Origin of the sequence: Nonomuraea sp. NPDC050202 (assembly GCF_040656115.1) — a bacterium.
GTDB lineage: Bacteria > Actinomycetota > Actinomycetes > Streptosporangiales > Streptosporangiaceae > Nonomuraea.
Map to the genome: position 1 here is coordinate 11,703 of NZ_JBFALF010000017.1, position 13,447 is coordinate 25,149.

10 protein-coding genes are annotated in these 13,447 nt (G+C 72.5%); 3 read left to right on the forward strand and 7 right to left on the reverse strand.

Annotated elements, in window-relative coordinates:
- Positions 1-27: 27 nt before the first annotated feature.
- The 6 genes from AB0I79_RS35340 to AB0I79_RS35365 form a co-directional block, all read right to left on the reverse strand.
- Positions 28-1,278, reverse strand: coding sequence for an iron-containing redox enzyme family protein (locus tag AB0I79_RS35340; protein ID WP_357882722.1), 1,251 nt, complete (start codon positions 1,276-1,278; stop codon positions 28-30).
- A gap of 143 nt (positions 1,279-1,421) precedes the next feature.
- Positions 1,422-2,438 carry a hypothetical protein gene (locus tag AB0I79_RS35345; RefSeq protein WP_357882725.1) on the reverse strand — a complete coding sequence of 339 codons (1,017 nt, stop codon included), beginning with the start codon at positions 2,436-2,438 and terminating at the stop codon, positions 1,422-1,424.
- 92 nt (positions 2,439-2,530) lie between these two features.
- The gene (locus AB0I79_RS35350; protein WP_357882728.1) at positions 2,531-4,264 is read right to left on the reverse strand and encodes a protein kinase; all 1,734 of its coding nucleotides are present in this window, start codon (positions 4,262-4,264) and stop codon (positions 2,531-2,533) included.
- Between the two features lie 161 nt (positions 4,265-4,425).
- Positions 4,426-5,484 carry an FAD-dependent oxidoreductase gene (locus tag AB0I79_RS35355; protein WP_357882731.1) on the reverse strand — a complete coding sequence of 353 codons (1,059 nt, stop codon included), beginning with the start codon at positions 5,482-5,484 and terminating at the stop codon, positions 4,426-4,428.
- A gap of 81 nt (positions 5,485-5,565) precedes the next feature.
- Entirely contained in the window at positions 5,566-6,588 is a 1,023-nt protein-coding gene (locus tag AB0I79_RS35360; protein ID WP_357882734.1) for a substrate-binding domain-containing protein, read from the reverse strand.
- Entirely contained in the window at positions 6,572-9,112 is a 2,541-nt protein-coding gene (locus tag AB0I79_RS35365; RefSeq protein WP_357882737.1) for a glycoside hydrolase family 3 N-terminal domain-containing protein, read from the reverse strand. The genes AB0I79_RS35360 and AB0I79_RS35365 overlap by 17 nt, the downstream gene beginning before the upstream one ends.
- Positions 9,113-9,523: 411 nt before the next feature.
- On the opposite strand from AB0I79_RS35365, the gene AB0I79_RS35370 reads away from it, so the two are divergent.
- The 3 genes from AB0I79_RS35370 (at position 9,524) to AB0I79_RS35380 (ending at position 12,660) form a co-directional block, all read left to right on the forward strand.
- Positions 9,524-10,846, forward strand: a complete 1,323-nt coding sequence (locus AB0I79_RS35370; RefSeq protein WP_357882740.1) for an extracellular solute-binding protein — start codon at positions 9,524-9,526, stop codon at positions 10,844-10,846.
- A 62-nt stretch (positions 10,847-10,908) separates the two neighbouring features.
- Positions 10,909-11,754, forward strand: a complete 846-nt coding sequence (locus AB0I79_RS35375; protein ID WP_357883343.1) for a sugar ABC transporter permease — start codon at positions 10,909-10,911, stop codon at positions 11,752-11,754.
- 3 nt (positions 11,755-11,757) lie between these two features.
- Positions 11,758-12,660, forward strand: a complete 903-nt coding sequence (locus tag AB0I79_RS35380; protein ID WP_357882743.1) for a carbohydrate ABC transporter permease — start codon at positions 11,758-11,760, stop codon at positions 12,658-12,660.
- Here AB0I79_RS35380 and AB0I79_RS35385 read toward each other — a convergent pair.
- Positions 12,629-13,411, reverse strand: coding sequence for an aminoglycoside phosphotransferase family protein (locus tag AB0I79_RS35385; protein WP_357882746.1), 783 nt, complete (start codon positions 13,409-13,411; stop codon positions 12,629-12,631). The genes AB0I79_RS35380 and AB0I79_RS35385 overlap by 32 nt on opposite strands.
- Positions 13,412-13,447: the final 36 nt, after the last annotated feature.

Genomic DNA, 13,447 nt, shown 5'->3' on the forward strand with positions numbered 1-13,447 from the left:
CTCCCCACCAGCCCGGCCGTCCTCCTGCTACCAGCCGCTCCGGGCGGCTGCGGGCCGGTCGGACGCGGACGCGGGCGGGGCGGGGTGCGCCTCGGCGTGCCTTCCGTTCCTTCCGTCAGGTGGCTCGGCCAGCGAGGTGGCTTCGCGTTCCCAGCAGGCCAGCACGTGCCCCGCCCACCGGCGTTCCAGCTCCAGCGCGCACGCGGCGCCCCACAGGACGTCGCCCGCGAGGGACGGGTGGGCGGTGGCGAAGCCGGCGCACAGGTCGTGCGCCGCGATCTGCTCGTGCACGGCATCGGCCTGCACGTGCTCGTCGTAGAAGCGGACGGCGTCGGCGTCGCCGCCGAGCCGGCGCAGCGCGTCACCGTAACGGCGGTTCGGCAGGGAGGAGGTCATCTCCAGCGCGGCCAGGTGCCCGGCCAGGGCGCCGCGCAGCCGCCGGTGCAGGCCGAACAGGGACATGACGTTGGAGATCGCGAGCGTGACGCCCGGCACCCGGTCCAGGTAGGCCCCGTAGGAGTCGTCCAGGCCGAGGCCGCGCATGGTGGCGCGGAACAGCTCGGAGTGCATGCGCTCGCGGCGTCCCCCGCCGTACTCGTCGGCCTGGATCTCCACCAGCGCGGCCTTCGGCCCGCCCGACAGCCGGGGGATCGCCCAGGTGTGCGGGTCGGCCTCCTTCAGGTGGTAGATCGACCGGTGGATGACGAACTCCCGGAACTGGCGGCGGTCGGCCCGGCGTGCCAGGAACCCGGACAGCGACGGGCCGTCGTCCGCGGCGACCAGCTCGTTGAGCGCCCGCCGCACCCCCTGCGGCCCGTCGAGAGCCGGGCGCGGCACGACCCGCGCGAGCGCCTCCTCGAAGCGCCGCTCCAGCACCGCCCGCGCGGCCAGCAGCGCCGGCTCCCACTCCCAGCGGTCGTCCACGTCGTCGAAGCCCTGGTAGTGCAGCTCGTAACAGGCGAACAAGGCGAGCTGGAAGTCGGAGTCGGCCAGGACCGCCCCAGCGCCGTCCGCGGTCAAGGCGTCCGGCGGCCTGACGTCCGGCCGCGTCACGTCCGGCGACCTGACATCCAGGCGCGTCACATCCGGCCGCGTCACATCCGGCCGCGTCACCTCCGGCCGCGTCACCTCCGGCGGCACGGGGTCCTGTCGCGTCAGGTCCAGCAGCGATGCGTCAAGCAGGCTCGCGTCCGGCGGGGACGACCGGTGCTCCGGTGGGCGGGTCAGGTGGGCGAAGAGCATCGCGGTGATGGGCCCGCGCGCCGCCGGGAGCCTCATCGCGGGCTCCCGCCCGCCGCCGCCTCCCCGGCGCGGTCGCGTCCGTCCCCGGCAACAGCCGTTCTCACGAGTGGCCCCCCTTCTCGCACCCAGCGAGTGCCCGCGATCAGGCGGTGCAAACCCGCAGGCCAGGCAGGGCGTGGCTAGTAGACCGAGATGTGCGGGTGATCGTAGTGGTTGGCCGTCGCGCCGCCGCGGTCGGACATGGTCCGCCACGAGCCGGTCCTGACGTGCCAGATGCGCTGCCGGTAGATCACGTACATGATCCCCAGCCGCTTGGCGTTCTTGATCGCCCAGGCGGAGATCTCGTCGCCGCGCTTCTGCTCGGCCACCGACGGGAACGCGCCGCCCCGGCTCAGCATGAAGTCGCAGGCCCGCCCGAGCGGGTGCTCGCCGCCGTCCTGGATCGCGCGGTAGCACCCGATCCCGTACGGCACCTCGAACCTCTCCTGGATGAGCTTCTTGACCAGCGCCATCCGGGGCGTGATGTTGTCGGGCCCCTGAGGCAGCTGCGGGACCCAGGTGCCGTCGGGCCGCCGGATCCCGGGAGCCGTGTAGAGCTGGTCGATCCTGTCCTTGATCTTCTCGATCTGCTTCTCGGCCTTCTTCTTGCCCTCCTCCAGGTCGCCGACGGTACGCTCCAGCTCCTCGGCGCGGTCGGCGGCCTCCTCCTCGGCCCGCGCGCGGGCGTCCCTGACCTCGGCGTAGCCGCGGAGCATGGCCTCTTCCTCGTCGATCACATGCTGGGTCAGCGCCATCCGGCTGAGCAGCGTGGCGGGGTCCTGGCCGCCGGCGAGCAGGGCCATCGGGCCGGGGTCTCCGCCGACGTAGCGGGCGACGGCCATGGCGCGCAGCTCGGTGGAGTGCCGGTCGTAGACCTCCTGGGCGGCGGCCAGCTTCTCCTTGGCCGCCTTCTCGGCCCGCTCCGCCTTCTGGTGGGCGATGCGGCTGTTGTAGTACTCGGTGATGAGCTTGTCCGAGTCCTTCTGCAGCGTCGCCAGCTCCTTCTTGAGCTGCTTGACGGTGGGCTTGGGCTCGGCCTGCGCCGGAGCGGCGGCCTGCAGCAGCATCACGGCGGCCGCGACGGCACAGCCGCGGCGCAGCCCGAGGGCGGAGGCCCAGGCAGGGTGCAACCGGACGGCGGAGGACGCAACCGCCACGCTTCTCCTTAGCCCGAGCCGCAGGGCAGATTCCGGTCATGAATTAATCAAGCCGACGGAACGCCCTCTATTCGACGCACGATAGTAGAGGATCACCCATCCCTGCGCGCAACTTCTCCTATTTCCGCTTCACGGCTTCTGCGTACTCTGCGGGCCACGATCTGCCTGCCGACCAGCACCGAGCCCGGCACCACGATCAGGCCCAGCAGGCTGGAGCCGACGCCCAGGCCGACGTCGGCGTCCACCAGCCCGTCGCCGTCGCCGCCGAGCAGCGGCAGGCCCAGCGACACGCTGATCGAGAGCGAGACGAGCGGTCCCTTCGGCCGGGTGGGGGCGGGCTCCGGGTCGGGGGCGCGGGTCGTGGGGGCCTGGGTGGTGGCGGGCGGGTTCTCGCCGTTGCCCGGAGGGTTGCGGGGCGGGTCGTCGTCCGGGGGTGAGGTGGCGGGCGGGCGGGTGCTCGGCGCCGGCGCACCGGTCCTGGTCGGCTGGCCCGTCGGGTCCCGGGTCGGCTCGCGGGTGGGCTCGCGCGTGGGCCCCCGGGTGGGCTCGCGGGTGGCCGGCCCGCCGGTGGGCTGCCCGGTCCCCTGGGGCGGTCCTCCGCCGGTGGGCGCGGAGGTCGGCAGCCCGCCGTACGTGATGGGCGGCGTCACCACGATCGGCCCGCCCGACGTGGGGACCGGCTCCGCCGGGGTCTCCTCCGGCGACGGCGAGCCCGGGGCCTCGGTGGACGGCAGGCCGGACGGCAGCTCGGACGGCAGGGTGGACGGCCCGGCAGACGGCGGGGCGGAGGCGGCGGGCGGCAGCGCCGTGCCGCTCTCCGGCCCGGGCCCGCCGCCCAGGATCGCGAACGCCGACACCACCGCCGCCGCGGTCGCCATGACCAGCCCGCCGGTCACCGCCAGCTTGCCCACGGGCGAGAGCGCGTTGTGGAACATGCTCGTGGCGCCGCTCCCGTCGGCGGCCGCCTGCGGCCTGGGCAGCAAAGCGGCCAGCGGCAGGGTCAGGAGGCCGAGTGCGGTCCGCCCGCGCAGCTCCCAGCCCTCCCCGTACGCGCCGCGCGCGGCCTCCTCCAGCTCCTCCAGGAACGCCTCCGCCGACTCGGGGCGGTCCGCGGGGTCCTTGGCCAGGCCGTGCTCGACCAGCGGGCGCAGCGGCTCCTCGACGTCGGCCATCGGGGGCGGCACGTGCTGGTGCTGGTAGGCCAGGGCGGCCACGTTCTCGGCGTGGAAGGCGCGGTGGCCGGTCAGGCACTCGTAGAGGACCAGGGCGGCGGCGTAGACGTCGGTCTGCGGCCCGGCGGGGGCGTCGTCCCACTGCTCGGGCGCCATGTAGGAGGGGGTGCCCGACAGCTCGGCGGTCTCGCCGACGTGCGCGGCCACGCCGAAGTCGACGAGCTTGCTGTCGCCGTCCTCGGTGATCATGACGTTCTCGGGCTTGAAGTCGCGGTGCACGACGCCGTGCCGGTGCGCCTCGGCCAGGCCGAGCAGCGCCCCCTTCAGCACGGTGAGCGCGGCCTCCGCGCCGGTCGCGCCCTCGTGCTCCAGCAGCCGCCGCAGCGTGACGCCCTCCACCAGCTCCATGACGATGACGGCGTCGTCGCCGGACTCCACGTAGTCCAGCACGCGGGCGGTGTGCGGGCTGTCGATCTCACGGATGACCAGGGCCTCGGAGCGGAACCTGGCGACGAAGGCGGCGTCTTCGCGTAACGGGTCGGATAAGTGCTTGATCGCGACGGCCATGCCGTCGGATTCGCGCACGGCGAGCATCACCCGGCCGGTCCCGCCGTGGCCGAGTTCCCGGATCTCCGTGTAACCGGGAACCTCCATGGGGGACCTCCTGAGCCGATAAAGATCCTTATGTCAGGACGCTACCCCGGCGTCACGGCCCGTGTCGAGGCCCTTCGCGGGAGTAACCGGCGCACTACCGCAATCGGTATTTTCACTACCGCCGATAGTAGGTTTGCGCCTCCCAGGAACCACGGGTCCGGTCAGGCGGCGAGGCGGGCGGACAGCAGGGCGCGCACGTTGCGGGCGGCCGTGCGTCCGGCCCGGTTGGCGCCGATCGTGCTGGCCGTGGGGCCGTAGCCGACGAGCTGGAGGCGGGGCTCCTTGACGACCTGCGTGCCGTCCACGCGGATGCCGCCCCCGGGCTCGCGCAGGCGCAGCGGGGCGAGGTGGTCGAGGGCCGCGCGGAAGCCGGTCGCCCAGACGATGGTGTCGGCGGGCAGGTGCGTGCCGTCGTCCCACGACACGCCGTCCTCCGCGATGCGGTCGAACATCGGCAGCCGGTTCAGCACGCCCTTGGCCATCGACTCGCGGACGACCGCGCTGTAGGTGAGGCCGGTCACGCTGACGACGCTCTGCGGCGGCAGGCCCGCGCGCACGCGGGACTCCACCCTGGCCACGGCCTCACGCCGCGCCTCCAGGCCGAAGTCGTCGTCCCTGAAGACGGGTGGCCTGCGGGTGACCCAGGCCGTGGCGGCGGCCACCCCGGCCAGCTCGGACAGCACGTGCATCGCCGATGCTCCGCCGCCCACCACGACCACGCGATAGCCGGCGAACTCCGCCGGCCCCCGGTATCCCGCGTAGTGCAGCTGCCGGCCCGCGAAGCGGGCGGCACCGGGGTAGTACGGCCAGTACGGCCGGGTCCAGGTGCCGGTCGCGTTGACCACGGCGTCGGCCGCCCACTCCCCCGCGTCCGTCTCGATCGCCAGGCGGCCCCGCGACCCTTCCCGGACGGCCGTCACCCGGACGGGGCGCACCACGCGCAGGCCGGTCGTGCTCTCGTAGGCGGCGTAGTAGGCGGGCACCACCTCGGCGGCGGGCCGCCCCCCGTCCCCGTCACCCTCCTGCTGCGGCACGCCCGGCAGGTCGAAGACGCCGTGCACCTTGGCCATCGTCAGCGTGGGCGACCGGTGCCGCCAGGCCCCTCCGGCGCCCCGGCCGGCGTCCAGCACGACCGGCTCGATGCCGTACCGGCGCAGGAAGTACGCGCTCGACAGCCCCGCCTGCCCAGCGCCGATGACCACGACCTCGCTGTGCTCCACGACAGGCTGCAACCGTGATCGGCCGCCGCGTCTTCCCGCCTGGTGGCGGCGCGCGCTCCCGGTGACGCCCGGCCGCCAGGCTCAGGCGCGGCGCGGGACCGGGGCGGTGGAGCCGCGGACGACCAGCTCCGTGGCCAGCTCCACGTGGTGGGAGTCGACCCTCTCCCCGGCCGCCAGCCGCAGCGCCGTGCGCAGGGCGACCCCGCCCATCTCCCGCAGCGGCTGCCGGACGGTCGTCAGCGGCGGCGAGGTGAGCTGGGCGATCTGCGTGTCGTCGAACCCCACGACGCTCAGGTCCTCGGGAATGCGCAGCCCCCGCGCCCGGGCCGCCTCCATGATCCCCACGGCCACCTCGTCGCAGCCGGCGAAGATGGCCGTCGGGGCGTGCGGCAGGTCGAGCACCGCCGCCCCGCCGGTCATCCCGTCGTGGTAGCGGAAGTGCCCCGAGCGCACGAACCCGGGCAGCACCGGCGCCCCCTCCGCCTCCATGGCCGCGCGGTAACCGTGCAGCCGCGCCTGGTTGCAGCCCGCGGTGGCCGGCCCGCCGATGTAGGCGATGCGCCGGTGCCCGAGCGAGAGCAGGTGCTGGGTGGCGGCCAGGCCGCCGGCGAAGTTGGTGGAGCCGATGCTGGTGACCCGGGCGCGCGGCAGGTTGAGCGGGTCGATGAGGACGAGCGGCAGCCGCGCCCTGGCCAGCGCCGCCGGTTGCCCGGAGGTGAGCTCCCCGGTGACGGCGATCAGCGCGCGCCGGCCGGCCGCGACGAGCCCGCGGGCCCAGGCGGTGGTGCGGGCGGCCCCGCTCCTGATGCTGACGACGATCCCGACCCCGGCCTCCGCGCCGGCGGCCACCGCGCCCTGGATGATCTCGGTGGAGTACGCGTTCAGGTCGGCGTCGAACTGCAGCTCGACCGTGGCCAGGCCGGGCGGCTCGCGGCGCGGGGCCGGCGCGACGTAGTCGTGCTGCTGCAGCAGCGACTGCACGAGCGAGCGGGTGGCGGGCGAGACGTCGCTGCGGCCGTTGAGCACCTTCGAGACGGTCGCGACCGACACCCCGGCCGAGGCCGCGACCGTGGCCAGCGTGGCGCGTCTAGGACTGGATGGCATCCGCACCCCCTCGCCCCCGCACCTCGGCAGGGGTGACGAGCCGCCGGTCGTGGCCGACGTGCCTGGACGGGCCGGTCAATCGTACGACGCCGCGGCACGGCAGGTCCGCCGCGGACGTGCCGGCCAGCACCTCGACGTCACCGGGCTCGACGACGCGGCGCAGGTCGCGGCCGGTGAAGGCGGTGCGGTCGGCGTGCACGTGGAAGCGCACCTCGGCGCTCTCGCCCGGCTCCAGCCGCACCCTCGCATACCCGGTGAGCTGCCGCACGGGCCTGGTGACCTGGGCGAGGACGTCGTGCAGGTAGAGCTGGACGACCTCCTCCCCGGCCCGGCCGCCGGTGTTGCGGACGGTGACCGTCGCCGTGAACTCGCCGTCCGTGGGCACCTCCTCGTGGCTCAGGCGCAGGTCCGTGACGTCGAAGGTGGTGTAGGAGGCGCCGTACCCGAAGGGGAACAGCGGCGTCGGGTCGAGGTTGCTGATGCCGTGGCTGTCGGTGCCCAGCGGGGGTTGCAGGTAGGTGCCGGGCTGGCCGCCGGGGCCGCGCGGGATCTGCACGGGCAGCCGGCCCACGGGCTGGATGCGGCCGGACAGCACACCGGCGATGGCGGCGCCGCCCTCCTCGCCCGGCATGAACGCCTGGACCAGCGCGGCGGCGTGGGCGTGCACCTCGCCGAGCGCGTACGGGCGGCCCGAGACGACGACCACGACCAGCGGCGTGCCGGTGGCGGCCAGCTCGGCGAGCAGGTCGGCCTGCACGCCGGGCAGCCGCAGGTCGTCGGCGTCGCAGCCCTCCCCCGACGTGCCCTGGCCGAACAGGCCCGCCAGGTCGCCCACCACGGCCACGCACACGTCCGCGTCGCGGGCGGCGGCCACCGCGCCGGCGAAGCCCGAGCGGTCCTCGCCCCGGACCTCGCAGCCCTTGGCGTAGCTGATCTCCGCTCCGGGCAGCTCGGCGGTGAGCGCGTCGAGCACGCTGGGCGCCTCGATGCCGAGGCCGAGGCCGGGGTGGCGGGGCAGCACGTGGTTGGGGAAGGCGTAACAGCCCATGAACGTGCGCGCGTCGTGCGCGGCGGGCCCGACCACGGCCACGCGGCGCGGCGGCGTGCGCTCCCCACCCGCGCTCGCACTCGCTCCGGCGCGCGCGCTCGCGCTCGTATCCGTCTCCGCGCCAGCGCCAGCGCCAGCGACTCCTCCCGCACCGGCGTCCGCAGCGGCACCGGCGTCCTCGCCGAGCAGGGGCAGCACGCTCCCGGCGTCCAGCAGGATGATCGACCGCTCGGCCAGCTCCCTGGCCAGGGCCCGGTTGGCGGGCGAGTCGAGGTCCACGGTCCCGGCTCCGGCGACCGAACCCTCCGGCGTCCAGCCGGGGTCGAGCAGCCCGAGCTGCGCCTTCTGGGTGAGCAGGCGGCGTGCCGCCCGGTCCACCAGGGACTCGGGAAGCTCGCCGCGCCGCACCCGCTCGGCCAGCTGCTGCCCGAACCCGAGCGTGTCGGGCAGCTCGACGTCGATGCCGGCGCCGAGCGCCAGCACGCCGGCCTCCTCCGCGCCGGCGGCGATCAGGTGCATGGTGGCCAGGAACGGGACGGCCCAGTAGTCGGAGACGACGGTCCCGGTGAACCCCCACTCCTCGCGCAGCACCTCGGTCAGCAGCCACGGGTCGGCCCCCGCCGGGACGCCGTCCACGTCGGCGTAGGAGTTCATCACCGAGCGGGCCCCGCCCAGCGCGATGGCGGTCTCGAACGGCGGCAGGATCATGTCCATCAGCTCGCGCCTGCCCATCGGCACGGGGCCGTGGTTGCGCGCGGCGCGCGAGGCGGAGTAGCCGGCGAAGTGCTTGAGCGTGGCGATGACCCCGGCGCTCTCCAGGCCGCGCACGTAGGCGGCGCCGAGCGTGGCGACGACGTACGGGTCCTCGCCCATGGTCTCCTCGACCCGCCCCCACCGGTAGTCGCGCACCACGTCCAGCACGGGAGACAGCCCCTGGTGGACGCCCACGGCCCGCATGTCGCGGCCGATCGCGGCGGCCATCCGCTCGACCAGCCCCGGGTCGAACGTGGCGGCCCAGGCGATGGCCGCCGGGTAGACGGTGGCGCCGTAGGCGGTGAAGCCGGTCAGGCACTCCTCGTGCACGATCGCGGGGATGCCGAGCCTGGACGCCGCGACGACGGCGCGCTGCTGGCGGACCACCTCGGCCGCGCCCTCGGCCGGGGTGACGGGGGCGCTGCCGTGCACGCGGGTCAGGTGCCCGAGCCCGTGGCGGACGGCCTCCTCCAGCGGCACGGTCCCCGAGGCGGCGAACACGTCCTGCATCGGCGCCACGTTCAGCGGCTCGGCGCCGGGCTCCGGCTCGGACGCGTCGTGGCTCATGTCGTTGCCGAGCCACCGGCTGCCGAGCTGGCCGACCTTCTCCTCCAGGGTCATCTCCGCAAGGAGGGCTTCGACTCGGTCGGCCACGGCGAGCGCCGGGTCCTGCCACGGGCGGACTGCCCGCTCCGCCGTCGGGGTCCGATCAAGAGCCGTCATCTACTGCGCTCCTTAAAGAGGTGCTGTCCTGCCGTAAGTTTTCGAAATGTTTCGACACCGATGGGCGACCTCCGCGCGAACCTTCCACCGTGCCGCGGACCTGGTGAAGGCAGGCGCGAAGTTACCTTACACGTGGGCTCCAGGAAATCCAGTGGTTTCCTGATCGACAAGGTCTTGACACCTTTATTGCCGAAACCTAGATTGGCGAACCCCGCGGTCATGTCGAAAATGTTTCGATGAGCTGACTTTAGGAGGAGTGGAAAGTGGCATCGCGACGATGCCGATCCACGGCCGCCGGCCATCGCATGCAGTGATCAACGAGCCGCGAACCCCAGCCCGCGGCATACAAGTACGGAGATCAGCGTGGAGTCCAGGACAACCTCTCGCCGCAATTTCCTCAGCCTCGTCTCCATGGGTGTCCCCCTGGGAGCAGCACTCGCCGCCTGCGGCGGCACAGGACCCACCCAGACCGGCGCCGGTGGCGGGGGCGGCAACGCCACCACCGGCGGTGGCGGCGGCGGCAACAGTGCCACCTACTGGTACCTGTCGACGCAGCCCCAGGAGGGCGTGCGCACCAGGACCATGGAGCGGCACAACAAGGCCAACCCCAATGCCACGATCCAGGGCACGACCTTCCAGAACGACGCGTTCAAGACGAAGATCAAGACTGCCATCGGCGCCGGCCAGGCGCCCACCCTGATCTGGGGCTGGGGCGGCGGCACGCTGCGCAGCTACGTGCAGGCGGGCCAGGTCGAGGACCTGACCTCGTGGTTCGACCAGAACCCCGCCGTGAAGGACAAGGTGTTCCCCTCGGCCTTCGGCGCGGCCACGATCGACGGCAAGATCTACGCGATGCCGTGCGAGACCCTGCAGCCCATCGTCCTGTACTACGACAAGCGGGCCTTCGACAAGATCGGCGCCCAGCCGCCCCAGACGTGGGGCGACATCCTGGACCTGGTGCCCAAGTTCAACGCCAAGGGCATCGCGCCGTTCTCCCTCGGCGGCCAGTCCCGCTGGACGAACATGATGTGGCTGGAGTTCCTCTTCGACCGCCTCGGCGGCCCCGAGGTCTTCCAGGCCGTCTTCGACGGCGAGAAGGACGCCTGGAACAACCCGCTCGCGATCCAGGCCCTGGGCGAGGTGCAGAAGCTGGTCAAGGCCGACGGGTTCGTCAAGGGCTTCTCCTCGATCACCGCCGACTCCAACGCCGACCAGGCGCTGCTGTACACCGGCAAGGCCGCGATGATGCTGCACGGCGGCTGGACGTACGGCAGCATGTCCACCGACGGCGGCGACTTCGTCTCCGGCGGCAACCTCGGTTACATGAACTTCCCGCCGATCGACGGCGGCAAGGGCGACCCCGGCAACACGGTCGGCAACCCCGGCCAGTACATGTCCATCTCCTCCAAGGCCACGCCCGAGCAGAAGGAGATCGCCAAGAAGTTCTTCTCCGGCGCGCTGATCGACGACACGGCGATCAAGGAGTGGGTGGGGACCGGCGCCGTCCCGATCCTCAAGGGCGCGGACGCGCAGTTCGCCACCTCCAAGGACAAGGACTTCCTGACCTTCGTCTACAACATCGCCGTCAACGCCAAGTCCTTCGCCCAGTCGTGGGACCAGGCGCTCAGCCCGACGGCCGCCGAGGTGCTGCTGGACAACATCTCCAAGCTGTTCCAGCTGTCGATCTCGCCGCAGGAGTTCGCCACGAACATGAACGCGGTCATCGGCAAGTGAGCGCGGTCACGACAGCCGCCAGGCCCGCCTCCCGGGCGGGCCGTGGCGGCTCCCTCACGTGGATGACCGTCCCGGCGCTGGTGTTCTTCCTCGGTTTCGCCGTGGTCCCGCTGGTCGGAGTGCTCGCGCTAAGCTTCGTGCACTGGGACGGGCTCGGGGCGATGAGCGCCGCCGGCCTCAGCAACTGGGCCTCGATCCTGAGCGACCCCAGCCTGCCGCACGCGCTGTGGATCACGTTCCTCATCATGGCCGTGTCATGGCTGGTCCAGACGCCGGCGAGCATCCTGATGGGCGCGTTCCTGGCCGGGCACCAGCGGTACCGGGCGGTCCTGTCGGTGGTGTTCTTCGTCCCGCTGCTGCTCAGCTCGGCCGCCCTGGCGATCACGTACAAGGCGCTGCTCGACCCGAACTTCGGGCTGGGCGCGGGCCTGGGGATCGACATCCTGATCCAGGACTGGCTGGGTGACCCGGTGCTCGCCTTCAGCGTGGTGATCTTCGTGGTGTCGTGGCAGTACATCCCCTTCCATTCGCTGATCTACCAGGGCGCCATCCGCCAGATCCCGCGCTCGATGTACGAGGCCGCGGAGCTGGACGGCGCGGGCCGGGTGCGCAGGTTCTTCAGCATCACGCTGCCGCAGCTCAAGTACACGGTCATCACGTCCTCGACGCTGATGGTGGTCGGGTCGCTGACGCTCTTCGACCTGATCTTCGTGCTGACGGCGGGCGGCCCCGGCGACGCCACCCGGGTGCTCGCGGTCGACATGTACAAGCGCGGCTTCATGGCCAACCTCATGGGCCCGGCCAGCGTGATCGCGATCATCCTCGTCCTCGTCGGCCTCGCCCTGTCACTGCTGCTGCGCAGGCTCGGCGGCCGCGACTCCAGCCACAGCCAGCTAGAAGGGGCCTGACGCATGACGACCGTCCCCACCAGGGCCCCGGAGCACCTCGGCACCGCCAAGGCCGACCCGCGCCACCGCCGCGTCATCTCGCGCGGCAAGGAGCGCCCCAATTACCTGGCCGGGCTGACCAGCCTCCTGTGGCTGGTGGTCGTGATCGTGCCGATCTACTGGATCGTCATCACGAGCTTCAAGTCCCAGTCGAGGTACTACCTGGAGAACCCGTTCGCCCCGCCGTCGGAGCCGACACTGGCGAACTACCGGCTGGTCATCGAGTCGGACTTCGTGCAGTACTTCATCAACAGCGTCATCGTCACGATCGGCGCCGTGGTGCCGGCCGTGGGGGTCAGCTTCATGGCGGCGTACGCCATCGTGCGCGGCGGCAGGAGCAGGCTGCTGCGCTGGACGAACTCGCTGTTCCTCATGGGGCTGGCCATCCCGCTGCAGGCCACGATCATCCCGGTCTACCTGATCATCATCCAGCTCGGCCTGTACGACTCGCTGATGGCGATGATCCTGCCGTCGATCGCGTTCGCCATCCCCCTGTCGGTGCTGGTCCTGTCGAACTTCATCAGGGACGTGCCGAAGGAACTGTTCGAGTCGATGCGGATCGACGGCGCGACCGAGCGCGGGATGCTCTGGCGGCTGGCGTTCCCGCTGGTCCGCCCGGCCGTGGTGACCGTGACGATCTACAACGCGCTGCACATCTGGAACGGTTTCCTGCTGCCGCTGGTGCTCACCCAGACCCCGGACAAGCGCACACTGCCGCTGGCACTGTGGTCCTTCCAGGAGGAGTACAGCATCAACGTGCCCGCCGTGCTGGCCTCGGTCGTGCTGACCACGCTGCCCATCCTCATCCTGTACGTGGTCGGCCGCCGCCAGCTCCTCAGCGGTCTGACCGCTGGCTTCGGCAAGTAGTGAGAGCGCTCTCGTGGCGGCGCAGATGCTCGATGTTCAGCTCGTAGAAGCGGTCGTCCCCGCGGGCGACGTGGCCGGCGAAGGCCGCGTCGCCCGCGGCGGCGCGTTCGCGCATGAAGCCCACCAGATGCTCCAGGCGCTTGATCGCGGTCTCCACCAGGGCCTGCCTGCCGGCCTCGTCGAGCTCGTAGGCGTCGGCGAACAGCCGTAGCCGGCGCGCCTGCTCCGCCACCGGGATCCCGTCGCCGTCGCCCGGATGGTGCAGCGGCACGAACCGGTAGGCCGCGTACGCCACGTCCCAGACGCGCGGCCCCGGGTGCGCCGTGTCGAAGTCGATGAACGCGACCGGCCTGCCCTGCCTGAACACGCAGTTGTACGGGGCCACGTCCCCGTGACAGATCACCTCGGCCGGTTCGACCGGCGGGAAGTACCAGGTGCCCTCATGGGAGAGCCCCGCCGTGGCGTCGTGGTAGTCGCGCAGCAGCCGCGCCACGGCGATCAGCGCCTCGTCCGTGCGCACCCAGCCGGGCAGCGGGTAGTCGGCGGTCCGGCCCGGCACGAAGTCGAGGATCTCCCGCCCCCGCTCGTCGATGCCGTGGCTCCTCGGCGCGCCGGTGAACCCGCGGGCCGCCAGGTGCCGCAGCAGCGCGTGCACGGCCGGGGTCCAGGGGCCCGACGGCCGGCGTACGGTGTCGCCGGCCCGGACCACGTGGTTGACGCCGCCACCCGTGAGCACCTCTTCCTCGGGCACCGCACCTCCTCGATCGCCGGGTCAGTGTGCCATGAG